The following is a 25,087-nucleotide window of genomic DNA, read 5'->3' as shown; positions in this document are numbered from 1 at the left end:
GAGAGAGCCCGCTACGATGTAGCGGGCTTTTTTGCATTTATACCAATTAGTAATGATGTGTGATCTAATATACGCACCAACCTTAACCCGTATTCCAATTTGAAAACTTATAGTGCCGAAGAGCTTTTAGCTTTATCTAGAGCAGAAAAAGAACCTCGTAAACGTATGCGATTACTTGCCGTCGCTCTCTTCCTCGAGGGAAATAATCGTACTGATGTCGCCTTGAGGCTCAAAGTTGCCCGCGCTAGCGTCAACGCTTGGGTAGCTAAGTATCTTGCCAACGGTATCAAAGGGTTGGATGCTAAGAAAAATAAGGGACGTGATAGCTACTTAACCTCAAGTCAAAAGCAGCAACTCAGTGCCTACATAGAGGAACAATGCTCGAGTGATTCAGGTGGAAGACTGACAGGTGATGCGATCCTAAAATATGTCAAATATCACTTTAATGTTGATTACCATCCAAACGCGATTTACAAATTACTGGAACAATTAGGTTTTAGTTGGATAACGAGTCGTTCAAAACATCCTAAGCAATCAATAGAAGTCCAAGAGGCTTTTAAAAAAGTTCCAACTGGAAACGATCCTTAACATCCCTGGTAGTGTGGCGCTTGAGCGAGTTGATATCTGGTTTCAAGATGAGGCCCGCTTCGGGCAGCAAAACACGACCACACGTTTATGGGCAAGAAAAGGCACTCGTCCTCGCGCTATACGCCAGCAACAGTTCGAATATGCGCATTTCTTTGGCGCTGTTTGTCCGCAAACAGGCGATACTGAAGCGATGATCGTTCCTTACCTAAGCAAAGACGTCATGCGTCAGCATCTATCACTGATAGCACAAAGGACAAAACCAGGTAGGCATGCCGTTGTTGTCATGGATGGTGCAGGTTGGCATACAGCAGATCTCGCAGATGAGTTTAACAACCTTAGCATCATCAAATTACCGCCATACTCCCCTGAACTAAATCCGATAGAGCAAGTATGGAGTTGGTTACGGCAGCATCATTTAGCTAATCGCAGCTTTCAAGGATACGATGATATCGTTGCAACCTGCTCTGATGCTTGGAACAACTTCATTAGCGATACGAAAAGAGTGATGTCTTTATGTCGTAGAGAGTGGGCAATAATGACTAAGTATTAAGATGGAATGGTATGACGCCTCCTATATGTCGCTGAGCCTGGATACGGTACATTTGTGTGCCTTGCACCATAGCTCGCAGCAACAGCCATCTATTTGAGGACTGAATAAGGGGCTTAAGCAACTGGGGTGGTGAGACTCTTTGTTTATCTTGCGATATAAAGAAATCTCGGTTTTTATCTCTTTTACTATTAGGTGGGCCTAAGCTTTATGAGATCTCGGATTGAGGCTGTGATCTTAATGGGTAACATGCTACGTAAATAGAGGTATAATGTTGGCTATGAACTGTCGTCTTGGATGTGGTGCCTGTTGTATTGCGCCTTCGATCACTAGCCCTATACCTGGTATGCCTAATGGTAAACCGGCTGGTGTTCGTTGTATTCAATTAGATGATAATAATCTCTGTAAAATTTTTGGTCAGCCGGAGAGGCCTGATCTATGTGGTCGCTTTGTCGCTACAGAAGATGTGTGTGGTAGCACCAATGAAGAAGCTCTTTGGCTTATCACTTCGTTAGAAGCAGCGACAAAATCTTAGAAGGTAAAATATGCAGTTAACTCGTTATACAGATTTTGGCATCCGTACTTTAATGTATTTAGCCCTATCGCCAGAAAGAGAAACACTGTTTAGAATCGCTGAAATTACAGAGGTATTTGATCTTTCGCCTAATCATGTATCGAAAATTGTTCATCATTTAGGAAAAGAGGGATATCTGCGGACTGTTCGTGGAAAGAGTGGTGGTTTTAGATTGGGCAAACCTGCTGAACAAATAAATATTGGTCAGCTAGTTCGAACCTTGGAAAACTCCTTGGCGCCTATCGATTGTACTAAGCCTTATTGCCGTTTTACACCGTCATGCCAATTGAAAGGGATGCTAGCAGAAGCGGTAGATGCATACCTTGCTGTTTTAGATCGCTACACTTTGGCTGATGTGGTAAGTAACCGTGAGCAACTAAAGGCTTTGCTACCTGATCTATCTATTCCTGTTTTGGAGATCTAACAAAGCCATTAGTTTATTGTCGATGCGTTTTACTGCCCGCTATCTTTGGGTCCTTTTGGGCTAATCGGTATGGCAGTAATTGAGATGTTTTGACTAATGTGAGGCCCTGCTGTTGTAATCGCCCCAAATTCTTTTGTAAGAAATGAATGGTTTCTGGATAGGGATGTGCTATCACAACTACCTGCCCTTCATTATTTGCCTGTTGAATGACTTGTTGAAATTGGCGCTCAAGTGCAGCTTCACTGACATCATTATCAAGAAATATTTGTCGTTTTAGCTTTGGGATGCCAAGTTTATTGGCCATCTCTCCAGCCTTTGTGTATCGAGTTGTCACGCTATCGACGAAGTAGCTATCTCGCTGTTTTAGACTTTCCATCAACCACATCATCTGTTCGCCCATCTGTGTAAGCAAGCTTCCCATGTGATTATTAACGCCTTTTACATTGGGTATGCTTTCGAGCGCGTTGGCGACTGTTTGTTTAAACTCTTGCTCATCCATTTGATTGGTTAATCCGCCAGGGCCTTGTTTCTTACCGTTTAGCGCCTGCATCGGCAGGTGTAACATGATCTCATAGCCACTGTCGTTTGCTAATTGAGCAATCTCTTTTCCTAGAGGTGTATGTGGCAATACTGATAATGTGATGGCGCTGGGCAACGACAAGACTGCCGTGTCGGTTTGACGATAGCCGATATCATCGATGATGATGGCGACTTGGGCCGCTTTTGTTGGGTTAACAATACAGATTAATGCTAGTAAAAGTAATAAGCGCACTATATTCTAATTTTAATTAAGTTTTTGTTTTTATCCATGTAATAGCCGATTTTACGAACTTATCTTGAGCTAAATTATCACGGGGCGACAGTTCGTCGATTATAGGCATACTTTGGTTATTGTTAATAGCGTCTGTTGTGATATTTATATCTGGTTCTATTCCTACTGAGTGAATATCTCTTCCTTTTGGAGTGGTGTAATGTGCAATTGTGAGTTTGATTGCATTCCCATCTATTAGCGTTGGAATGATGCTTTGCACCGTGCCTTTTCCGAAGCTCTTTTCACCAATCAATATTGCACGTTTATTTTCTTGCAACGCTGCGGCAAGTACTTCGGACGCAGAAGCGGAGCCTTTGTTGATCAACACGATAATGGGGAGTTTTGAAAACATATTTTGTGGTGATGCAAAGTAGTCGGAGTTAGCATCGAAAAAACGACCGCGTGTGGAAACTATTCGCCCTTTGGCGAGGAATAGATCGGCTATTTTGACGGCTTGGTCTAGCAATCCACCTGGATTGTTACGAAGATCGAGGATAATTCCTGTGAGTGGCTTATTTTGCCACTGGTTAAGTTGTTTTATGAGGTCTTCTGTGGAGTCGTCTTGAAAACTTGATAGCTTCACATAACCAATACCATCACTTAGTAGTTCAGTTGTCAGCGAATGTACATTGATCACTGTGGGTTTTAATGTGACATCAAAAATGGCGTCAGAATTACTTCTGCTGAGGGATAAGTTGATAGCAAGATTATGTTGGCTGTGGAACCTAATCTGTTTTAAAACGTTATCTAAGTGCTTGGCGCTCACGTTCTCATTATTAACTTTAATTATTCTGTCACCTGGTAATATACCTGCGACGGCAGCTGGTGAGTGTGGGAACGGACTGATTATAGTGACCTTGTCATCAAGCGTTGCTATCTCTATACCAAAGCCAAAGTACTCCCCACTATTGGCATTTCGTAGATCGGAAAAGGCATCTTTATCGAGAAAGTTTGAATAGGGGTCTAGCTTACTGAATATCCCTTCAATTGCAGCTTCGATTAACTCTTGTTGCGAGATTTTATCGACATAGTAGGTTTCTACAGTGCTTATTATATCGATTAATAGCGGATAGTTTGGCTTTGAGGATGATTGCTGTGCATTTTCTTGTCCGGATAAGGTTATCGACAAACCTAGGGTTAAACCAAATGCTACGCAAACGATATAACGGATGAATTTAGCCATGTACAACCCCTTATTTAAAGGGGTTGCGTTGGTTTTATCGCCTACAGTACCTCGCAGGATCGACCGCTTGCCCCTTATGCCTTACTTCAAAGTATAGGCCAGGTTCTATTTGTCCACCTGAGCGTCCGACCAGTGCGACGGTTTCACCTTTGAGCACTGCGTCACCTGCGTTTTTCAGTAATGTTTGTGCGTGGCCATATAGGCTCATGTAACCCTTGCCATGGTCTACGACCATCACCATACCGAATCCTCGAAGCCAATCGGCATAAATGACTTTACCATCGGCGATAGCATTAACTGATTGCCCTTCTGGCGCCGAAAGGATCACTCCCTTCCATTTCACTTCACCAGATCGCTTGCTGCCAAAACCTGAACGAATACGGCCTTTTGTCGGCCAGTTTAGTTTTTGTTTACTCGACAACCCCTCCATTGCAGGGTTATCTTTCATGGCATTGAGGGCTTGTTCGACGACGCGCTTTAAGCTGGCTTCTTCTATTTGCAGCTGTTCAAGTTTTGCACCGTGTGAGTTCAGAGTCCGTTGTAATTGGGCTAGGGTTTGTTGCCGTTGTGCTTGTTCTTGGGTTAGTGATTTCGCTTGTTGTTCTTGATCAAGTACCAGCTTGTTGAGTCTGTTTCTTTGCTCTTTTTGGGCAGTCTCAATGCTATTTAATTCGGTAATGGTTTGCTGTAGCTCTTTGATAGAGGCCATGCGGGCATCGTTAAGATACTGATAATAAGCGAGTAAACGCTCAATGGTTGCCGGACTCTGCTGGTTGAGTAACATCTTGGTATAATCATGATTTCCAGCCAAATAGGCACTTGCAAGCTGGTTTGCTAAGGTTTTTTGCTGGTTTTTCTTCAGTTTGTCGAGCTGCGTTTTGCGAGACTCAAGTTCAGCTAGTTTTTTATCTGTTTGATTAAGCGCAGCCTTAGTGTCATTGACTTTTTTAGCCGCTGCAGCAATCGCTTGTTCATCCTTTTTCAGTAACTTGATTAGCTTTTCATGTTGCTGACTGGTGTCTTTAAGGGTCGATTGCTGGTTACTGATCTGCTTTTGTATTGCTTCGAGTTCGGATTGGCGCTGCTTCAGATCTGAAGCCTGAGCAGTAAGGGAAAGCATGATAAAGCCAGCAAAAATGCTGGCTTTATAAAAACCGAATCGTTTAAGCAATGAATCGTTACTCGCTTAGTTTAATGATTGAACGCCCTGTCATTTCTGCAGGAACGCTTTGCTCCATCAAGGTTAACATGGTTGGCGCCAAATCACTTAATCTTCCGTTGTCGGCGATTTCGCCTTTACGACCAACATAGATTAACGGTACTAATTCACTGGTGTGAGCGGTATGAGCCTGACCTGTTTGCTCGTCAGTCATCTGCTCGGCGTTACCATGGTCAGCGGTGATTAAACATTCACCATCAACCTTAGCAAGCGCCTCTACAACTCGACCGATACAGGCATCAACGGCTTCACAGGCTTTAACTGCCGCGTCGAAGTTACCAGTATGACCAACCATATCGCCGTTAGGGTAGTTACAGATGATGACGTCATACTTAGTTGACTCAATGGCTTCGACGAGTTTGTCGGTTAATTCTGCAGAGCTCATTTCTGGTTGCAGGTCATAAGTAGCCACTTTAGGTGATTGGATAAGAATCCTATCTTCACCCTCAAATGGCTCCTCTTTGCCGCCATTAAAGAAGAATGTCACGTGAGCGTATTTCTCTGTTTCAGAGATCCGCAGCTGTGTCTTGCCTGCATTTTGCAGTACTTCACCTAAGGTATTAACCAAGTCTACCGATGGGTAAGCGATAGCAGCATTAATATCACCTGCATATTCTGTCAGCATGACAAAGTTAATCTTAGGCGTTACCGCACGCTCAAAACCATCGAAGTCAGGGTTTACAAAGCTACGAGTGATCTGACGGGCGCGATCGGCACGGAAATTCATGAAGATCAGGCTGTCGTTATCATTAAGCGTAGCGACTTGGCCTGCCGCGTCAGTGATCGCCGAACTCGCAACGAATTCATCGTTTTCGTCACGCTCGTAAGCCGCTTCAAGTGCTTCAACTGCATCAGTGTATTGATGCTGTGATTTACCTTCGGTGATCAGTTCATAGGTTTGTGAAACGCGATCCCAGCGGTTATCCCTATCCATCGCATAGTAGCGACCGATAAGTGAGGCAACGCGTCCGGTACCTAACTCTTTAAATAGCTCACTGAAGTGAGCTAAGCTAGATTTTGCACTGCGTGGTGGCGTATCGCGGCCATCGAGGAAGGCATGCAGGTACACGTTTTTAGCACCGCGCTTCACTGCCATCTTACACATAGCTTCGATGTGATCTTCATGGCTATGTACTCCACCAGGGGAAAGTAGCCCCATGATGTGTACAGCACCATTAGCCGCAATGGCTTTGTCTACGGCTTCGGTGAGTGCTGGGTTAGTATCAAACTCGCCGTCATCGATAGCCTTACCTATGCGAGTGAGCTCCTGATAAACCACACGGCCTGAGCCGATATTGATATGACCTACTTCTGAATTACCCATTTGGCCATCGGGTAAACCTACATCAAGGCCTGAGCCTGAAATAAGACTGTTTGGATATTCTTGGTTGAGTCGATCCAGTACTGGGGTGTTGGCGTGATATACCGCATTGTTGTGGGTATTTTCACGGTAACCCCAGCCATCGAGGATCAGCAGAGCCAAAGGGCGTTTGCGTGTCGTCATGGTGGTACCTTTAAGTTTAATAGAAAGATTAGAATCTGAAATTGGTTAAATATTACTACGGACCACCTAGATCAAAAAGCGATTTACATAGATAGCGGTCATCGATTCGGTCACAAATTGGAATTTCGGGCTAACGATAGAGGTCAAGCTTCACCAACAACTTGCTGCAATATGCCGCGACGATAGGGTATACTCTCTGCCCTGACAGTATCTCAAGCTACAGAAGTAGGCCGTAAATAATGCAAGAATATATCGAATTTTTAAAAGCCAACCCAATGCTTAGCCTTGCTTGGATTGGTTTACTTGTCGCTCTTTTAGTGAGTGTATTTAAGTCGAGTATCTCAAAAGTCAAAACCGTGGATCATCAACAAGCGACGTTGTTAATTAACAAGCAAGACGCCAAAGTTGTTGATGTTCGCTCAAAAGAAGAGTTTAAAAAAGGGCATATTGTTGACGCGCTTAACATTCCGTTATCAGAAATTAAAAATAATCAGACATCTGCCCTTGAAAACTTTAAAGCGAGTCCCATTATAATGGTATGCAATGCTGGAATGACGTCGGCGCAGGCAGCTCAGTTGATGGTTAAGGCGGGTTTTGAATCTGTTCACAATCTCAAGGGTGGGATGAGCGAATGGCAACAAAGTAATTTACCTGTTGCTAAGAATAAGCGATAAACCCCACGCAATGTTTGCTTTTAATAAGCAACTTTGATTAGAGTGTCATCTCTTTAAAAAATGACTTAAGGAGCTACCTGGTAGTTCTTTAGGAAAAACTAAAGCTGGGATGGTGGCTGAGGTCTTGTTTAGGACTCGAGTAACAAAAGCCCTAAAGATTATTCCTCTATTTTGGGGAATCAAACAAAATTGATTAGGTAGGATATTATGGCTGAAGTAGCAAACAACGAACAACAGGGTCCACAGTTCAACATTCAACGTGTTTATACTAAAGACATCTCTTTCGAAACACCAAACAGCCCAGCTGTGTTCCAAAAAGAGTGGAACCCAGAAGTTAAGCTAGATCTAGATACTCGTAGCGCTAAATTGGCTGACGACGTATTTGAAGTTGTGCTTTCTCTTACTGTTACAGCTAAAAACGGTGAAGAAACTGCATTCCTATGTGAAGTTCAACAAGCTGGTATCTTCGCTATCAGCGGTCTAACTGAGCAGCAACTTGCTCACTCTTTAGGTGCATATTGCCCTAACGTGCTTTTCCCATATGCTCGTGAAGCCGTTGGTAGCTTAGTTGCTCGTGGTACTTTCCCACAGCTAAACCTAGCACCAGTTAATTTTGACGCGCTATTTGCACAGTATGTTCAACAGCGCCAAGCTGCCGCTGAAGCAGCACCAGAAACTGCTGAAGAAGCGAACGCTTAATTACGCATGAACAACACTGCCGATATCACGGTACTGGGGGCGGGCTCTTATGGCACCGCCCTTGCTATTTCTTTAGCCAGTAACGGTCATAAAACATTGCTTTGGGGCCACGAGCCTGAACATATCGAAAACCTCAAGCGGGATCGATGTAACCAAGCATTTTTGCCCGGTATTGCACTACCTGACTTACTTATTCCTGAAGCTGATTTGGCAACCGCATTAGCCGCATCTAACAATGTGTTAGTTGTCGTGCCAAGCCATGTTTTTGGACTTGTTCTCGAGCAAGCTAAGCCATTGCTCCGCAAAGATGCTCGTATTGTTTGGGCAACTAAAGGGTTAGAACCTGAAACCGGGCGTTTACTACAAGAGGTAGCACGCGAAGTTTTAGGTGACCAATACCCTCTGGCGGTTCTGTCTGGGCCTACTTTTGCTAAAGAACTCGCTGCGGGTATGCCAACAGCTATTTCGGTAGCGGGTACCGATGAGACTTTTACCAAAGAATTAGTCGAGTTACTTCACAGTCCTAGTCGTTTACGTGTCTATGCAAATGATGATTTTACTGGCTTACAGCTTGGTGGTGCGGTTAAAAATGTTATCGCTATTAGCGCTGGTATGTCTGATGGTATTGGTTTTGGGTCCAATGCGCGTACCGCATTGATCACTCGTGGACTGGTTGAGTTAACTCGTCTTGGTGAGGCTATCGGAGCACAAGCCTCAACCTTTATGGGGATGGCAGGTCTTGGCGACTTGGTACTGACTTGTACCGATAACCAATCTCGAAACCGTCGCTTTGGTTTAGCGTTAGGTCAAGGTAAAGATGTTGATACTGCTCAAGCTGAAATTGGTCAGGTGGTCGAAGGCTACCGTAATACCAAAGAGGTTTATACCTTAGCTAAGCGTTTAGGTGTTGAAATGCCTATCACAGAGCAAGTTTATCGCGTGCTATATCAAGGTGGAAACCCCCATGACGCCGCTAAAGCACTGTTAGCTAGAGAGAAAAAGTCAGAGACTTCCGATAGCGACTCATAGCTTGATCGGTTTATGTGAATCATAAAAAGGGTGCTAAAATAGCGCCCTTTTTGTATGTAAGAAGAAGGCGATTTCAGTGGAACATCATGACGTGATCATTATCGGAGCCGGCGCAGCGGGTCTAATGTGTGCAGCAACCGCAGGATATCGAGGTCGTGATGTGTTGGTGTTAGATAACGCTAAGCAAGCAGGGCGTAAAATCCTTATCAGCGGTGGTGGGCGATGTAACTTTACCAATCAAAAAGTAGAGCCCAGTAATTTTATCTGCCGTAATCCTCATTTTGTTAAATCGGCGCTCGCGCGCTACTCCTCTCTCGACTTTATCGAGTTGGTCGAGCGCCATGGCATTGAATATCATCAGCGTGATCACGGCCAGTTGTTTTGCAATGACTCAGCCAAAGAGATAGTCACCATGCTACTGACAGAATGTGAGTGGGCTGGCGCTAAAATTCAGCTCAGAACGGAAATCACCTCTGTCGCTAAGGATGATTCCGGCTTATTTGTATTGGAAACATCTAAAGGACAATACCGTTGCCAATCTTTGGTTGTGGCTACAGGTGGCTTATCTATGCCCAAATTGGGTGCGACACCGTTTGGCTATCAACTCGCCGAACAATTTGGGTTAAGTCTATTACCTACCTACGCCGGTCTGGTGCCTTTTACTTGGCATAGTGAACAAAAACAAAAGTTTGAGTCATTATCAGGTATTGCCGTTCCCAGTACGATTACGGCGAAAGATGGTACCCAATTCAGCGAAGCCTTACTGTTTACACATAGAGGTCTCTCTGGCCCCGCAGTTCTGCAAATCTCTAACTATTGGCAAGCGGGTGAGACTATTTCGATAAACCTATTACCCAATATGGACGCAGAACAAGCACTAGCACAGGCGCTCGAGCAGCATCCTAAACAAAGTTTACGTAATACCTTAAGCCAGTGGCTGCCAAAGCGCTTAGTCGAAGTGTTATTCGAGGAGTCTTTACTTAACATGGCGCTAAATCAATTGGTGCATGCTCAGCTAGATCAAATAGTGAAGGATCTTCATCACTGGCAGTTATTGATGAATGGTACTGAAGGTTATCGCACCGCAGAAGTGACGTTAGGTGGCGTCGATACTGATGAATTATCGTCTAAAGATATGCAAAGCAAGAAGGTGCCAGGGTTGTTTTTTGCGGGTGAAGTAATGGATGTCAGCGGTTGGCTCGGTGGATTCAATTTCCAGTGGGCTTGGGCATCTGGCGTAGCTGTGGGGCAGGCGGTTTAGTGTTTTGGCACAATAAAGTTTGTACATAAGAAATAAAGTTTGTACACAAGGCGATATTGGAGCAATAAAGTTTGTACACTAAGCTATAATTCACTTAACCAAATACTATGGAGTGAATTAACTTGGGACGGTTTAGGAAGCTAGTTACGCTGAAAGATTATCAGCGAGCACTGAAGAATAAGTTTGGCTTAGGTGAAGCTGATGATTACACGCCTTGGTTGCGTGTACAAGATGTTAATTCTGCAGGAAATAGCGGTAAGATTGATGGACTTAAATCTAACCGAGTTCACCACACATTATCAGAGCAAGAATCATGCTTTTTCTATTTAGCAGAATTTTGTGATCTGGTAAGCCCCTAGAACAATAGACACTTCATAGAGTTATAATGAACCAAAAATATGAGGTGTTACATGCGCGGAAAACGTTATCCTGATGAGTTCAAAATTGAAGCCGTCAAACAAGTCACTGAACGTGGTTATAAAATCGCTGATGTGGCAGAAAGGTTAGGTATCACAACTAAAAGCTTGCATAACTGGATTAACAAGTTCGATAAACCAGAGAAGCAACACATCACCATTGATAATCAGCAAGACGAAATTCGTAAACTGAAAGCAGAGCTTCGGCGAGTCACGGAAGAGCGAAATATACTAAAGGAGGCCGCCGTGTACTTTGCAAGCGAGTCAAAGAAAAGTACACGTTCATAAAGTCTCGACTCGACCAATATCCCATAGCCGTACTGTGCCGAGTGCTCAATGTTCATCGTAGTGGTTTTTATGCTTGGCTAAAGCAGCCCTGTAGTAAGCGTACCATTGAAGATAAGCGACTTCTGGGCAAAATTAAGCAATTTTGGCTAGAGAGCGGTTGTGTCTACGGTTATCGAAACCTGACTTTAGATTTAAAAGACGATGGCGAAAGCGTCGGGAAAAATCGTGTTTATCGAATAATGAAGGAAGCCCAAATAAAGGCCATTCGAGGTTACAAACGCAATCCAAGCTTTGGAGGTGGGAATATTAGCCACACGGCACCAAATACGTTAAATCGTGGCTTTGATGTCGCAGAACCCAACAAGGTTTGGGTGACCGACTTTACCTATATCCGTACGCATGAGGGCTGGCTATATTTAACAGTTGTTATTGACCTTTTTTCTCGTCAAGTCGTGGGTTGGACGATGAAGAATACACCTAAAGCTGACTTGGTAATTGATGCACTATTAATGGCCATTTGGCGACGTTCACCGAAATGTAAGGTTTTGATACATTCTGACCAAGGAGTGCAATATACCTGTTCTGATTGGCGTAGCTTCTTAAAAGAGCACAATTTAGAAGCCAGTATGAGTCGACGAGGAAACTGTCATGATAATGCTGTCGCGGAAAGCTTTTTCTCGTTGCTGAAGAAAGATAGAGTTAAGAGAAAAATCTATAAAAACAGAGATGAAGCTCGCTCAGAAATATTTAACTATATCGAATATTTCTATAATCCTGTGCGTCGTCATGGTAGTAATAATGGACTGTCTCCTGTGCAGTTCGAAAAACAGTACTTTGAGAAACAGTTAAGTGTCTAAGAAATTAGGGGCTTACCACTGGTTATAGCGGAAAATAAGTAAACATTCTTTTTTCGAACAACTATTCACACTCTAAATGATAAAGTTTTAGCTTACGATATAGAGTCGCTGTACTTATTTTTAATAGCTTTGCCGCGGCAGTTTTATTATGACCTACGTTATGAAGCACTGCTGCAATATGAGATCGCTCCACATCTTCTAGACTCCCCATCTTGCTATTCTCTTGCGCATGCTCAGCACTCTTTTGAATCGCAGTAGGTAAATCGGCAGGAGTGATTTGTGATTCTTTACCTAATACCACCGCATGCTCTATAGCATTAACAAGCTCCCTGACATTACCTGGCCAAGAATAATTAAGTAATAGATCTACCGTTTCAATACTAAGGCCTACAATTTCTCGGCCAAATAAATGACTAAAATGAGCCAGATAATGCCGACAAATAGGTAGAATGTCCTCAGTTCGATGACGCAAAGGGGGAAGGTTAATTTCAATAATGTTCAAGCGATAATAAAGATCTTGCCGAAACTTTCCCTTTTTAACAGCTTCGATAAGATCGACGTTTGTCGCAGATATGATGCGTAAATCTACAGGGCACGTTTTTGTGTCACCTATTCTTCTGACCTCCCTCTCTTGAATAACCCGTAGCAGTTTCACCTGGGTTGTTAGAGGTAATTCTCCTACTTCATCAAGAAAAAGAGTGCCTCCATTTGCACTTTCTATCAAGCCAACCTTATCGACATCTGCGCCAGTAAAGGCGCCTTTAACGTAACCGAATAGCTCGCCCTCGATAACAGAATCAGTTAAAGCACCACAGTTAATCGCAACAAAAGGCTGTTCTTTTCGGGGCGATAAATTATGAATGTAGCGCACCAAAACTTCCTTCCCAGAGCCACTTTCACCAGAAACAAGCACAGATGTCGCCACTGAACTCACACGCTGCGCAAGTCCTATAACCTCTAACATCAAATCACTTGAAGATATCGGTTGCTCACCCACTCGAGTATAAGTGCAGGGACTTTCAAATCGAGGGATTAAACCAGGAAAGTCATTAGTGGCTCCACTTGTGTTTGCATCAACATCTTTACCACTAATTCCGCGAAAATATGACAGGTAGGAAGAGAATTCTTCACTCCACTCCTCTACGTAGCGACCGATAAAATGACAATATGGATGCCCTTGTGCCTGACACTCATGTTCAATAAAATACACCGTTCTTCCTTGAACATAAGAGACAAAGCCACTGGCTACCCCTGACTTTTCCCAACACGCTTCTTCAACAGAAACCCCACGAAACCGTAACTGCAATTCAGCTTCAAAAGTCCCTACAAAATGACAGTCAACCAAAGGTTTACCATTTAGCCCATCGGTTCTAACTGAGCTTATTATTTCCCCGTACCCTAACATTGCACTGATACGAGGGCCTAGGCGTCCTTCTTTTGCTTCAGACCACGCTTCTGGGCAGTGTTGTTTTAGTTGTTTGGCCAGTAACCAACCTCTAGCAAAACCAGTCCGAGTTAAAATAGCCCGAGCGGTATCGCTACCTAAACTATCGATTAATTCTGAGCGATAAACTCCATGTGACAGCTGATCTGAAAATTGTACTCGCATCCCCAGAAAGGACATCATCCCCCCTTTGGGTTTAAACGCTAGTAGTTCTCTGAGATCGAGCTGAGAGGTATTCATAAAAGCTATGTTTCTCACAATGAGATAATTACAATATATAAGATAATTGTAACATTCTGTTGATTTTAAAGATGGGAAACGCTTCACATAACAGCTTTTGCTACATCAGCATAGAGAAAGCATAAACTTTATAGCAAAAACAATTTCTTAGGTGGTGTTGTGGGTCAGGTGCTTTAAAAAATAAACATATAAAAAAAGACACCTAGGTGTCTTTTTTATGTGTAGAGCTCATTATTGCAAAGTTGATATAGCCAATTAATCATTCAATTAAAGCATAACGTATGTTTAGACCTTGTAGAAAAACATCAATATGTTCTTCCTCTTGCAGGGATTAGGTCATAACGCCAAGATTAATCAAATGAGTTAACCATTAACTCAAATGTTTAAAAGGCCATATCAACAATACAAAACTTCGTTTAGTTAGAAGCTATAACGTATGTAACTTTGGAAGCGTGTCATATCACCTTCTCTGCCATCCATGACTTCAACATCGCCCATAGTGACACCCACCGCGTATTGTAAATCTTTGGTGAGGTTCCAATAGAGGTTAGTGTGCCAAGAGAAAGCTTCTTTATTGGCTCTACCAGTAAGAACGCCATTCTCAAAGCCTTCATCATCTTGCTCAGAATAACCCGCTCCGATTGTCCAATCGATCTTCTTCGTTAGCGCAAAAGAGAAACCGCCTGTGATACTCTTGAATTTCAAAGTGTCGATTTGACCGTTCATATCGAGGCCTGCGCCAGCATTAAATCCTAGCGCAGCGTAACGTCCAATACCATCACCATACATCACGCCAAGTACAGCCTTATGACCATCACCAAACTTCGCGCTACCACTGGCAGCTAATGCGTAACCAAATGCAGATTGCCCATCGATTTCAAAGCGACGCAGTAATACTCTAGGTGCAAATGTCACAGTTTGGTTTGCGTAAAAGTATTTTACGACCATATCTGGCACTTTATCTTGAGTTTCAGAACCACAATCGGTCAAATGAGCAACAGGGCCTGCAGAACACATACCTAAAGTTGGATTTTCTAAGCTGACAGAAATGTTATGTCCTGGACGAAAATCATGTTGGTATTTTACTTGTGCTTGACGAACGAAACTATTTCCTGGATCAGAGCCGAAATCCATTGGTGGTAGTGAGCTGGCAAAGTCCATGAAGTTTGTCCATGTTTGACCAGCTAGCATGGTATTTTTACCATTTTGTAGTTTCATGTAAGCATGACGAATGCGGAATCCATGGCTGTTAGACCAAGTTGGACTATCTGAGTCGATATCTGCAAAGAAGTCACCTTCAATGTGAGAAGACAAAGTACCGTATTCTGTTTCTGTGCTTGTTTTAACAAATAAGCGACTTTCTCTCGCAGTCATATCGAGATCAGTACTATCCGCATATTTACTGCCATCAAGAGGCGTACCGTAAGCATTATAAAGATCACCGTTATATGGTGCGTTAATCGTACCATCTGTGTCATACGTCAACATAAGTTTAGCGTAGCCGCCAATGGACACTTTGGTTCCCTCAACATCAAAATCAAAAGCGCTAGCATTATTTGCCGCAAATAGCATTGGTAAAGCGCAAACGCAGGCAATTTTTGTCATGTGAGTTTTTAACTTGTTCATCATCTTATCCTTTAAGCCCTACTTTTAATGTAGGAAGAGTTATTATTCAAAAAAATCAATGCTTTATTTATTTTAAGGAACGATAAAGTCGAAACGTAAGTGGCAGCTACCACAGTAGTTTTGTGATTTCTCATGAACGTTGTGGCATGAAGCACAATCTAACTCAGTATCAAAGTGACGGTTTTTGTGTGGGTTAGTCGGTAGAACGTTTTTAGTTTTTTTCGCTAACTTTGTCGTGTTGTGGCACTGAACACACTTGTTCATTGTCACAGCCTCACGAACTTCAGCTTTACCGTGACAGCTAGCGCATTTGATGCCAGCTTTAGCATGTGTTTCGTCAAGTAAAGGACTGCTTTTGGCTGCTAGCGCATTACCTGCGAAGACGCTTAGCACAAGAGATAGTACGATGGTTAACTTCTTCATTGTCTTATTTCCATTATTAAATTCGTTTTATTGAATGCCTGCTTGGGCTGGCACCCAGCATTGATGACCTTATGGCCTACAATTTCGCAACGTATTTACCTGCCAGGTAACCGAAGGTGTAGCAACGACCTAGTGATAGACCGTATACAGTAAGTGGGTAATCAACCCCACCGTAGAATCCACCGCCCATGTTACCGACGATGAATAGGCCGCCGATTGGCTTGCCATCTGCGTCAAGTGCTTGGTGATTTGCATCAACCAGTACACCAGAAGTGATAGCTGAAATACGCATGCGACGGTGAATACCGTAGAAAGGTGCTTTCAGTACAGGAGCCATTTTGCTTGGCGCTTTACCGAAGTCGTCATCTTTACCTGCTTTGCATAGCTCGTTGTAACGCTTAACGTTTTTAACGAAAGTCTTAGGATCACAACCTAGTTTCTCTGCCAGCTCTTCCAGAGTGTCAGCGACAAAAGTATTCACTTGAGATGGGTAAACGCCTTTCTTCTCGCCTTTGACTTCTGGCATGTAGTTCTTTAACTGTTCAGGCGTGTAAGCGCGTCCTGGCCAGCCTTTTGACTGTTCCATGTAGTTAGAGTCGAAGATTTGGTTGTAGCGACCTTGGTTAACTTCATCACGTAGGTAGTTGTTCATTAATGACATTTCTACCTGTTCGTTAACGAAGCGCTCACCTTTACCGTTAACCGCAAGGAATGGCATATCACACATTGCTGCTGGACCTGCGTCGAAGTCGTGAAGCATCTTAGTGTGACCAGCAGGCTCGATAACACCGCCAGCCCAGTACGCCATAGCGAAACCGTCACCAGTACGATCCATTTGCTTGCGTTCGAAGTTCTTTAAGTCAGGGATAAAGAAGTCACACATCGCTTTGTTGTTTTGGTAGTCACCAGCTGAAAGGATCACGCCTTTTTTCGCCATGAACTTGTGGTACTTACCATCACGGTTTTTCGCGATAACACCGATAACTTTGCCAGTTTCATCTTGGATCAACTGTTGAGCTGGGGTGTTGAAGAAGAACTTAACACCGGCTTTTTCAGCGGTTTTCGCTAGAGAACGCATAGCGTCACCAGCGGTGTATGGCTTAGGCCCGAAAAATGAAGTGACGAAGTTTAGTGGGTACTCTGTAATACCGTGGATGCCATGTTGTGCTTTCGTACCTTGGTCAACGCCTTTGGCACCGCCTTTGTTAGCACGGTCAAGTACCCAAGATACCGCTTCACCTGAGTTATAAGCCCAGCTTCTGATCAATTCTGGGTGGCTACGGTGAGCATTATCCGCCATTAAGCGGTGAACTAGCGCTTCAATACCCGCTTTATCACTCTTTTTAACGTCAATACCAGAGCCGGTGTTACCTTGAGAAACCACGATAGCTTGTTTTTGCAGTACAGCAACGCTAGCACCATTTTCTCTGGCCGACAGTGCAGCAGGAACACCTGAAGCACCCGCACCAACGACAACTACATCGAAGGTTTGTGTTGAAGCGATTTCTGCATCAGAAATAGGCTTAGGCTTAGGCATAAACTCTAAAGAGGCGTTACCAATGTGAGCGTACTCTTGAGCAGAAGCAGGGGCAGCGCTAGCAGAACCTGTCAAACCCGCAAGGGCTAAACCACCAGTACCCATAGCGGCACGGGTTAAAAAGCTTCTTCGAGAGATACCATTTTTAAGAACATTACTTGTATACGGATCTAACTCTTTAATTTCTTTACTCATTATTATTACTCCTATTTGCACACACAATGATAAGGAGGGTTAACAGCACTTGAAAATTTAGCGGTATGAGAGCTCGATACTTAGCTTTAACTAACAGCTCTAAATTTCGTTTATCCCAGACACTGACCTTTAGTTACCTGTGATCAATGTCATTATTTTCAAGCGGAGTAACCCATAACCTTTATCATGAGCAACTTGCTCATTTGATTTGCCTAAGTGCAGGAGGTATGCCAAAAGTGGTACAAAATATAAGGTATTGTTTATAAAAGGTATTGATGTTTGTGGTTGTTTGTTGCGTTGTTTAAAAATGAGAATTAGTGTTTCAACTCGAAACAGGTGGGTAACCTCAATACAATGCATGGATCACATTTTGCGTGTGTATGTCGGCTAAAGGTAATTGGGAGGGTGATTAGTTAACAAATGTATAGGAGTTAAGCCTATTTGGTGAATTTAGTGGTTTAGTACGACCAAGCTATTGCTAATTGCTGAACGGAGATTGATGAAATTGGGGTGACTTGGCTTGTCTTCAAAGAGACGGTAAAACAGGATCGCTTGCCTGGTCTGCTTATGCCATTGCAACTGTATTGCCATAGCGGTTGGCATTAGGCGTTTTTTGCTCCCTTATTAAGATGTTCAATCTACAGATATAGATCATGAGTTTTCAGGATGAAAACATCCTATCTGCTACACTGTTAATAATAAGCCCTATCCATTTGAATCATCACATCTAAGCTGTTGGTGTTTGCTAGGGGAAAGCATGGAAGAACCTGCCGTTGTACTGGTTGTGGATGATGTAAAAACTAACCTACTCATCATGACGAAGTGCCTTAAAGACCAATACCAAGTTTGGACTGCTGACAATGGTGAGTCTTGTCTTTCTGCTGCCAAGCGAAGGCCAGATCTGATATTGCTGAACGTCGTTATGCAGAATATGGATGGTTATCAAGTCTGCCGCCAACTCAAGGCTGACACGCAAACTACAGATATTCCAGTTATTTTTGTTATAGATAAAGATCTTGGTGATGAGCATAAAGGCTTAGAGCTTGGTGCCGTTGATTACATCACCAAACCACTTCATCCCGCGATTGTGCAGGCTAGGGTGTCGACTCATATTCAGCTGAAGCAACATCGCGACAAACTCAAGTTTATGGCGCTGCACGATCAACTTACAGGACTTTATAATCGTCATTTTTTCGCAGAAAGAGCCTTGCAGAGCTTATCTAGCATGATGCGTCACGATACCGAATTGTCGATGGTGATGCTCGATCTTGATGGTTTTAAAAAACTTAATGATTTCAATGGGCATCATGTTGGGGATCTCGTTTTACAAGCTGTTGCCAAGTTATTGCAAGACAGTTTTCGTAAAGAAGATTTAGTGGCGCGAATGGGAGGCGAAGAGTTTGTTATCCTGATGGAGCTCGGATTAGAAGAGGCCTGTGATAAGGTCGAGCAGGTTCGGAGCAAATTGCAGCAGTTAAAACCCATAGGGATTGAGGTTACTGCAAGTTTTGGATTAGTCGGTGTCAGCGTTGATAATGCTGAGTTTTCTCATCTATTGGTGTTAGCCGATGAGGCCGTTTATAAGGCGAAAGCTGATGGGCGTAACTGTATTGTCTGTTATCAAGGTGGCAATTATGTCACGTTAGATAACTCGTGATACAAGCAATAGGGAGGTAGCATGCTTAGGGCATTTTTAGGGATAACAATAGCTTTTTTTCTTATTGCCTGCGATCAGATAAAGGCACCAAGCAAGGTCTCAATAGCACTGAACCCTTGGCCTGGTAACGTATTACTGTATCTGGCAGATAAGAAACAGTTCTTCTCTCAAGTTGGGATCAATGTTGAACTCGTTAGAGTGTCTACTTTGGCCGATGTTCAGCGTGCGTATCTGGCTGGAGAAGTCGATGGTTTTGCGAGTACCTTGGTCGAGGTGGTGCAGGTCGGTGTCGTTGGCGGAACACCCAGTAAAGTTGTGTTGATTGCTGACTATTCCCATGGCAGCGATGTCATCATTAGTGCTTCTCAAATCAATAGCGTCAAGGAACTCAAAGGAAAGACTGTTGGCTGCGAAGTGAGTTCTTTAGGCACTTATATTTTAGGGAAAGCGCTTGCCGAACATCAAATGACCTTGGCGGACATCAATATTGTTAATATCGAGCAAGAGTCGGCAGGCGAGGCTTTAGCGTTGCGTAAAGTTGTCGCTGTAGTCACCTATCCCCCTTATTCAATAGCGTTACAATCTACGGGGGATTATAGGCAAATATTTACCACTAAAGAGATCCCTGAAGATATTTTAGATGTCCTTTCTATCTCTGAAAAAGTGTTGCAACAACAACCCCTGTTCGTCGATAAACTGAGGCAAGCTTGGAAGCTAGCCTTTGATTATTTGCAGCAACACCCACAAGAGGCGATAGCGATGATGGCTGCGCAGGAAGGGTTAACGGTGGCGGAATATACCAAGGCTTTAGATGGCTTAAATCTGTTGAGCATAGAACAGCAGCGTCAGCTATTTCAACAACCGAAAAAGCTACAGCAGATGGGGGCAGAGGTGTGCGAGACCTTGGTAAAAATGGGGGCGATAGAATCAAATTGCCTACATGCCAGTTCGCTGTTTTATTTAGATCCTTAATTCATTGTGGTTTTTGCTGTTAACTTGAGCCGTTGCTCTTACTATTTTGCGCCTCATATCTTCAAAATATGCTATTTTAGACATCATTTTATCTCTGTTGTTGAAGGAAAAGTTGAATGGCTAAGGCAAAAATAGGCATTGTGACCGTTAGTGATCGTGCTAGTGCGGGTGTGTATGAAGATATCTCAGGCAAGGCTATTATTGATGTGCTAAACCAATACCTTACTTCCGAGTGGGAACCTATCTATGAGGTTATCCCTGATGAACAAGATATGATTGAGGCGACGTTAATCAAGATGGCCGATGAACAAGGTTGTTGCTTGATCGTGACAACAGGTGGTACTGGACCCGCTAAGCGAGACGTTACGCCGGAAGCTACAGAGGCTGTATGCGACCGTATGATGCCAGGCTTTGGTGAGTTGATGCGTTCCGAATCATTAAAGTTTGTCCCTACGGCTATCTTGTCTCGTCAAACCGCGGGATTACGCGCAGATAGTTTGATTGTTAATCTGCCTGGTAAGCCTAAGTCAATTAGAGAGTGTCTCGACGCTGTGTTCCCTGCGATTCCTTACTGTATCGATTTAATGGAAGGTCCTTTCTTAGAGTGTGATGAGTCGGTTATTAAGCCATTTAGACCGAAAGCGAAATAGTCTTACGCTCTGATCTCGTTATTTTTGAGCAATAAAAAGGCTCTGCTTAAGCTGAGCCTTTTTTATTGGCTATCGGTAGCGCTTTACTCGTTGCAAACAACAAGGTCTTGCATGTTCCCGACATACTAAAGACATTCCTTTCCATCTCTGGAGGGAATGTCTTTAATGCACGACGATATGGATATTGAAGGTCGGGTAATGCACGGAGCAGTTACCCAGGATGTTAGAGCCGAGGAGCAATTAAGACCTTGCCTCATCAGCGCTAACCTTTAGTGCTAAATCGTCGCTGAGCGATCACATCTTTATACTCATTGGTATTATTTCAACTTCTGGTTGGTGTAAACCTTTGTTTGCCAAATGAGGCGGATTTAGGATCACAGCCCGAAGACGATTTTTTCACTTTTCAGCGAGCGTTCCATCCCAAATGCTAGGGCGACAGCAATCGCTATGGTGGTCGTACTCGAGAGTACCAATTGCATTAGCGGGATCTCTTTACCTTTAATGAATGCGATCAATGCTTGCATCTGGCCCGATACCGGTAACCATTGCAGGGTATCTGGCGCGATGTTGTAGCTGGCCGCCATCGATAGCATCATAGGCACGACTAATACTATTGTCAGATAGGATTGGGCCTCTTTAAATGATTTAGCCATAAAAGATACAAACAGCTGTAACGACGCTGCCATTAGCGCTATTGGGAGGCCGATAATAAGCATTAGACCAATAAAGTCTGCGGTGATATTGACGCTGAACCCAAGCTCTTGCCAAGGGACAAAACCATAGGCGATTTTTGAGATCGCTAAGGTCAATATTAGCCCTAGCATCGCAAAGATGGTGACCGCGACGACCTTGGCGATAACAATGTCACGAGTCGAAACTGGGTGGCTTAACAATAGCGCAAGTGAATTACGTTCCCGTTCGCCAGCACTGGTATCGATAGCGAGATTCATGCCGGAAATAAACACTGCATAGACCATCATAAAGATCGCCACACCGAGGATCATCCCGCCCTTCGAGTCAGAGGTGGCTTGATCTTCAACCTTTACCTTTAACGGCTGCACGACCTTAGGGTCGATTCCGCGAGCGATGAGGCGTAGGCTCCCCATTTCGGCACTATAGCGTTGGAGACTTTTCTCTAAACGTCGAATCGATGATTGCAGCTTTTCATTCGAGTTATCAGCGATTAAGATTATTTCCGCAGGATGACTTTTAGCCATATTGGCGGCGTAGTCTTTGCTGATGATCAACTCTATCTCTTTACGTTCGGCTTCATCTCCTTGGCTTATCTCGTTACTTGCTAGAAACTTAACTAGATCGGGGGCTCGCTCACCGTGAGTGATAGTAATGTTGAGTGCTTCTGGGCTAGTAATTTGGCCTATCAATAATAGAAACATGCCGCACATCATCAGTGGCGCGCCTATTGCGTAATAAAGTCCTGCCATTACCGAGCGCTTATCGCGGGCGGCATCGATGAGCTCTTTACGGACCATGGCTATAATGGTGTTGATCATGCTGCTATTCCCTCATCTGTGCCGATAAGCTCAATAAAGGCATCTTCTAATGATGCCTTGCCCGTTTGCTGACAAAGTTCGTCTGGGCTGCCAATGGCGACCACTTTTCCTTCAGCCATCACAATGACGCGATCACACAACGCCGCCACTTCTTGCATCACGTGGCTAGAAAACAACACACAATGCCCTGCGGCCTTTAGATCTTTTAATAGTTCACGTAGTACACGCGTACTCATGACATCGAGTCCCCGTGTTGGCTCGTCGAGAATAATGTTGGTCGGCTCATGCACTATCGCTTGTGCTAACGCCGTTTTCATTCGTTGCCCTTGAGAGAAGCCTTTGCACCTTCTATCGGCAATATCATTCATGTGCAATTTGCCTAACACGCTCGCTGCCGCTGCTTTAGCGTCATTGCGGCTTAAGCCATTCAGTTCGGCAAAGTAGCTAATATATTCTCTTGGTGTGAGCCTTTCGTACAGGCCAAAGGGATCGGGAAATAGCCCTAACTGTTGCTTGGCTGCCACGGGATCTTTGGCGACATCAATACCGTCTATTTCGGCAATACCATTATCGGGTTTGAGTAAGCCAAATATGGTACGTAAACAAGTGGTTTTACCTGCACCATTTGGGCCCAGTAGACCTGTGATCTGACCATCTAACGCTTCGAAGCTGAGGTCGTTGAGCGCTTGTACTTCACCGATTTTTTTCGAAAGATGGGATACTTTAATCATGGCTCGCTCCTTGGGCGTCAGTGTCCTTGATAGCGGTATTATCGCTAACGATGAGCTCTACGGTATTGGCGTTGAGATAAAAATTACGGCTCACATCCTTGCTAAGACATTCATCAGATAGCGTCTCGACGCTGCCAGTGCTTACCAGTTGTGCCACCAAATCATTAGCACAAGATTGGTAGGCAACACCATGAGTCGCATAGGGGGCGATAAAGTGTTTCGCATTGGTGAGTTTTTCCATTGCCATTTCGCCCCAGCTTGGTGGTGTGGCTGGATCGATTTGGCCAGATAACACGAGTGTCGGAATATCGCTGTTGATGGCCGCAGAGAAGTCATCATCAACAGCTGGTATGTTCCATATCGGGCAGGTTTTATCGAATCCATCGAGCATCTCTTTGGCAAAATAACTCTGTTGCGCTCGTTGGCGTGCATCTTCGCCAAAGCGCTGCCAATCTTCACCACATACAACTGACGCATGCATGCCAGCGGCAATTCCAGTGCTATTTACCGTCAGCGCGTACAGACCCATAACAGATTGATAGTTACCTTGTGCCGCTTGGTGAATCGCATGGGGAAGTAGGGCTCTGACGTTGGCCGAATACAATGCCATGCGTATGGCACCCATAAACTTAGCCCGAGTCATGGTCAGTTGTGTTAGCTCGTTAGTGAGCGGATCGCGGGTTTGACTGATAATAGGCTCTTGTTCCAGCAAAGTGTTGACTTGGCTGAGTTCTTGTTCGAGCTTGTTAAATTGGTGATGGCATAGCTCGTTATTACTGCAGTCATCTAACAGTAGGCTAATGGCTCTGTCTATCGCATCACCAATATGCAGCACACTTTGCTGCATCGGTACCACGCCATCTAAGGTTACTGTAGTCAGTACTTGTGGGTAGTGACGCATGTATAGTTGCGCCATACGTGTGCCGTATGAAATACCGTAGATATGGAGTTTTTCGTAACCTAAGTGGGTTCTCACTGCTTCGAAATCTTTTAGTGCGGTTTCACTGCCATATTGGGTCACGTCGGCATCTATTTCGTTGAAGCACTTTTGGGTTTCTGCGGTGATATCAAGATCATTTTCATTAAGGGCGAGCGCCCCTTCAAACCCGTCACCCAAACATTGCAGTAGGTTTGATTGACCCGTTCCACGTTGATCTATTAGTAAAATATCTCTTTGCTGACGAACTTTAGTAAAAATATGGTCAAAACTCGCGGCGTTTTCTATGGCCGATTGGCCCGGGCCGCCAGCGATGGCGAGCAAGGCTTCTTTGTTAAAGCTAGGCTTTATTGCTGGCAGCACCACATAGTGCACTTGAATTTGTTTGCCGTTTGGATCGTTATAGTTTTCTGGCACGCGGACAAATCCGCAGCGTAAGCGATCAGATAGACCATCGACATAACAGGAGTCGTCAGCCGATGAACCCTCGTTTGCCCATGTGGGCAAGGCAAAGAGCAATAAAGCCGCTACGATAGGCAATAGTGTATATGTTGCCAGCCTTAATCTGTTATATCGCCCTGGATTGCTGCGAGTTTGAATGACCTTTCCTTGAAGCATGATACCGATTCCTTAGTTGAAATTTACTGTATCTATGTTAATTTAGCACTGTATAGGTGTATCAATGTATTAATACAGTGGCCAAAGGCTAATGCTAGAATTACTTAATGTCAACCCCAGTAGTGGTGATCCAATTTACAGACAACTGAGCGAGCAAATTGTTCGTTTAATTGTCGGCGGTCAGCTACAACCTCAACAAGTGTTGCCTTCGGTAAGGCAAATCGCAGAGCATCTGACAGTTAATCCTATGACTGTTTCACGAGCGATCCAGCAACTGGTGGAACAAGGATGGTTAGAGCGTCGTCGAGGTCAGGCGACTCGGGTTGCTGAGCGAGAAACATCTGAAAATACCTCTCGCACCGAATTGATCGCTACGGAGGCTAAAGACTTGATTGCGCAAGCAAAGCAGTTGGGTGTCAGTTTAGATGAACTCCAAGCGATTATCGCCGCAGTTTGGAACCAATAGCAAGAT

Annotated in this window: 24 protein-coding genes; 13 read left to right on the top strand and 11 right to left on the bottom strand. The window is 44.0% G+C overall.

Annotation, left to right across the window (positions count from 1 at the left end):
• Window positions 1-165 precede the first annotated feature (165 nt).
• The 3 genes from K0I62_RS18905 (at window position 166) to K0I62_RS18895 (ending at window position 2,133) form a co-directional block, all read left to right on the top strand.
• A protein-coding gene (locus K0I62_RS18905; protein WP_220071465.1) for an IS630 family transposase occupies window positions 166-1,138 on the top strand; the annotation gives its coding sequence in 2 pieces (ribosomal slippage) (window positions 166-558 and window positions 560-1,138; 972 coding nt in all).
• 277 nt (window positions 1,139-1,415) lie between these two features.
• Window positions 1,416-1,670 carry a YkgJ family cysteine cluster protein gene (locus K0I62_RS18900; protein ID WP_220071464.1) on the top strand — a complete coding sequence of 85 codons (255 nt, stop codon included), beginning with the start codon at window positions 1,416-1,418 and terminating at the stop codon, window positions 1,668-1,670.
• Window positions 1,671-1,680: 10 nt separating this feature from the next.
• Window positions 1,681-2,133, top strand: coding sequence for an Rrf2 family transcriptional regulator (locus K0I62_RS18895; RefSeq protein WP_220069544.1), 453 nt, complete (start codon window positions 1,681-1,683; stop codon window positions 2,131-2,133).
• A gap of 13 nt (window positions 2,134-2,146) precedes the next feature.
• Here the strand turns inward: K0I62_RS18895 and K0I62_RS18890 are convergent, their stop codons facing one another.
• From K0I62_RS18890 to gpmM, 4 genes are read right to left on the bottom strand one after another with little or no spacing between them, the layout of a single operon-like run.
• Window positions 2,147-2,905, bottom strand: coding sequence for a divergent polysaccharide deacetylase family protein (locus K0I62_RS18890; protein ID WP_220069543.1), 759 nt, complete (start codon window positions 2,903-2,905; stop codon window positions 2,147-2,149).
• Window positions 2,906-2,921: 16 nt separating this feature from the next.
• On the bottom strand, window positions 2,922-4,127 hold the full coding sequence (locus K0I62_RS18885; protein ID WP_220069542.1) for a S41 family peptidase: 1,206 nt from the start codon (window positions 4,125-4,127) through the stop codon (window positions 2,922-2,924).
• Window positions 4,128-4,161: 34 nt separating this feature from the next.
• Entirely contained in the window at window positions 4,162-5,247 is a 1,086-nt protein-coding gene (locus tag K0I62_RS18880; RefSeq protein ID WP_220071463.1) for a murein hydrolase activator EnvC family protein, read from the bottom strand.
• A gap of 58 nt (window positions 5,248-5,305) precedes the next feature.
• Complete coding sequence (gene gpmM / locus K0I62_RS18875) at window positions 5,306-6,850, bottom strand: 2,3-bisphosphoglycerate-independent phosphoglycerate mutase (RefSeq protein WP_220069541.1); 1,545 nt, start codon at window positions 6,848-6,850, stop codon at window positions 5,306-5,308.
• Between the two features lie 239 nt (window positions 6,851-7,089).
• Here gpmM and K0I62_RS18870 point away from each other — a divergent pair, with 239 nt between their 5' ends.
• The 6 genes from K0I62_RS18870 (at window position 7,090) to K0I62_RS18845 (ending at window position 12,074) form a co-directional block, all read left to right on the top strand.
• Window positions 7,090-7,524, top strand: a complete 435-nt coding sequence (locus K0I62_RS18870) for a rhodanese-like domain-containing protein (RefSeq protein WP_220069540.1) — start codon at window positions 7,090-7,092, stop codon at window positions 7,522-7,524.
• A 207-nt stretch (window positions 7,525-7,731) separates the two neighbouring features.
• A complete protein-coding gene (gene secB / locus K0I62_RS18865; RefSeq protein WP_220069539.1) occupies window positions 7,732-8,223 on the top strand; it encodes a protein-export chaperone SecB in 492 nt (163 codons plus the stop codon).
• A gap of 6 nt (window positions 8,224-8,229) precedes the next feature.
• The gene (gene gpsA / locus K0I62_RS18860; RefSeq protein ID WP_220069538.1) at window positions 8,230-9,252 is read left to right on the top strand and encodes an NAD(P)H-dependent glycerol-3-phosphate dehydrogenase; all 1,023 of its coding nucleotides are present in this window, start codon (window positions 8,230-8,232) and stop codon (window positions 9,250-9,252) included.
• A gap of 76 nt (window positions 9,253-9,328) precedes the next feature.
• Window positions 9,329-10,513 (top strand): BaiN/RdsA family NAD(P)/FAD-dependent oxidoreductase, encoded by a 1,185-nt coding sequence (locus tag K0I62_RS18855; RefSeq protein ID WP_220069537.1) that lies wholly within the window; start codon window positions 9,329-9,331, stop codon window positions 10,511-10,513.
• A gap of 122 nt (window positions 10,514-10,635) precedes the next feature.
• A complete protein-coding gene (locus K0I62_RS18850; RefSeq protein WP_258405050.1) occupies window positions 10,636-10,872 on the top strand; it encodes a transposase in 237 nt (78 codons plus the stop codon).
• A gap of 51 nt (window positions 10,873-10,923) precedes the next feature.
• Window positions 10,924-12,074, top strand: a protein-coding gene (locus K0I62_RS18845; RefSeq protein WP_220068250.1) for an IS3 family transposase whose coding sequence is annotated in 2 segments (ribosomal slippage) — window positions 10,924-11,161 and window positions 11,161-12,074 — 1,152 coding nt in all. Because the reading frame shifts where the segments join, the coding sequence is not laid out codon by codon here.
• A 61-nt stretch (window positions 12,075-12,135) separates the two neighbouring features.
• Here the strand turns inward: K0I62_RS18845 and K0I62_RS18840 are convergent.
• The 4 genes from K0I62_RS18840 to K0I62_RS18825 all read right to left on the bottom strand — a co-directional run bounded on the left by K0I62_RS18840 (window position 12,136) and on the right by K0I62_RS18825 (window position 17,539).
• Window positions 12,136-13,758, bottom strand: coding sequence for a sigma-54-dependent Fis family transcriptional regulator (locus tag K0I62_RS18840; RefSeq protein WP_220069536.1), 1,623 nt, complete (start codon window positions 13,756-13,758; stop codon window positions 12,136-12,138).
• A 420-nt stretch (window positions 13,759-14,178) separates the two neighbouring features.
• On the bottom strand, window positions 14,179-15,384 hold the full coding sequence (locus K0I62_RS18835) for a DcaP family trimeric outer membrane transporter (protein WP_220069535.1): 1,206 nt from the start codon (window positions 15,382-15,384) through the stop codon (window positions 14,179-14,181).
• Between the two features lie 72 nt (window positions 15,385-15,456).
• Window positions 15,457-15,807: a cytochrome c3 family protein gene (locus K0I62_RS18830; RefSeq protein ID WP_220069534.1), complete on the bottom strand. Its 351-nt coding sequence runs from the start codon at window positions 15,805-15,807 to the stop codon at window positions 15,457-15,459.
• A 76-nt stretch (window positions 15,808-15,883) separates the two neighbouring features.
• On the bottom strand, window positions 15,884-17,539 hold the full coding sequence (locus tag K0I62_RS18825; RefSeq protein ID WP_220069533.1) for an FAD-dependent oxidoreductase: 1,656 nt from the start codon (window positions 17,537-17,539) through the stop codon (window positions 15,884-15,886).
• Window positions 17,540-18,296: 757 nt separating this feature from the next.
• Between K0I62_RS18825 and K0I62_RS18820 the strand changes: the two genes are divergently transcribed.
• The 3 genes from K0I62_RS18820 (at window position 18,297) to mog (ending at window position 20,818) form a co-directional block, all read left to right on the top strand.
• Window positions 18,297-19,196 (top strand): GGDEF domain-containing response regulator, encoded by a 900-nt coding sequence (locus K0I62_RS18820; RefSeq protein WP_220069532.1) that lies wholly within the window; start codon window positions 18,297-18,299, stop codon window positions 19,194-19,196.
• A 21-nt stretch (window positions 19,197-19,217) separates the two neighbouring features.
• A complete protein-coding gene (locus K0I62_RS18815) occupies window positions 19,218-20,168 on the top strand; it encodes an ABC transporter substrate-binding protein (protein WP_220069531.1) in 951 nt (316 codons plus the stop codon).
• Window positions 20,169-20,284: 116 nt separating this feature from the next.
• Window positions 20,285-20,818: a molybdopterin adenylyltransferase gene (gene mog, locus K0I62_RS18810; RefSeq protein WP_220069530.1), complete on the top strand. Its 534-nt coding sequence runs from the start codon at window positions 20,285-20,287 to the stop codon at window positions 20,816-20,818.
• A 374-nt stretch (window positions 20,819-21,192) separates the two neighbouring features.
• Here mog and K0I62_RS18805 read toward each other — a convergent pair whose 3' ends face one another.
• Genes K0I62_RS18805 through K0I62_RS18795 form a run of 3 tightly spaced genes read right to left on the bottom strand, consistent with a single transcriptional unit; the run spans window position 21,193 to window position 24,615 of the window.
• Window positions 21,193-22,326 carry an ABC transporter permease gene (locus K0I62_RS18805; protein WP_220071462.1) on the bottom strand — a complete coding sequence of 378 codons (1,134 nt, stop codon included), beginning with the start codon at window positions 22,324-22,326 and terminating at the stop codon, window positions 21,193-21,195.
• Window positions 22,326-23,060 carry an ABC transporter ATP-binding protein gene (locus K0I62_RS18800; RefSeq protein WP_220069529.1) on the bottom strand — a complete coding sequence of 245 codons (735 nt, stop codon included), beginning with the start codon at window positions 23,058-23,060 and terminating at the stop codon, window positions 22,326-22,328. Before K0I62_RS18800 ends, K0I62_RS18805 begins: the two co-directional genes overlap by 1 nt.
• A complete protein-coding gene (locus K0I62_RS18795) occupies window positions 23,053-24,615 on the bottom strand; it encodes an alpha/beta hydrolase (RefSeq protein WP_220069528.1) in 1,563 nt (520 codons plus the stop codon). The genes K0I62_RS18800 and K0I62_RS18795 overlap by 8 nt, the downstream gene beginning before the upstream one ends.
• 91 nt (window positions 24,616-24,706) lie before the next feature.
• Here K0I62_RS18795 and K0I62_RS18790 point away from each other — a divergent pair, with 91 nt between their 5' ends.
• Window positions 24,707-25,081: a GntR family transcriptional regulator gene (locus K0I62_RS18790; protein WP_220069527.1), complete on the top strand. Its 375-nt coding sequence runs from the start codon at window positions 24,707-24,709 to the stop codon at window positions 25,079-25,081.
• Window positions 25,082-25,087: the final 6 nt, after the last annotated feature.

The organism is Shewanella psychrotolerans (genome assembly GCF_019457595.1).
Taxonomy (GTDB): Bacteria; Pseudomonadota; Gammaproteobacteria; order Enterobacterales; family Shewanellaceae; genus Shewanella; species Shewanella psychrotolerans.
This window is presented reverse-complemented; position numbering and strand designations above follow the sequence as displayed.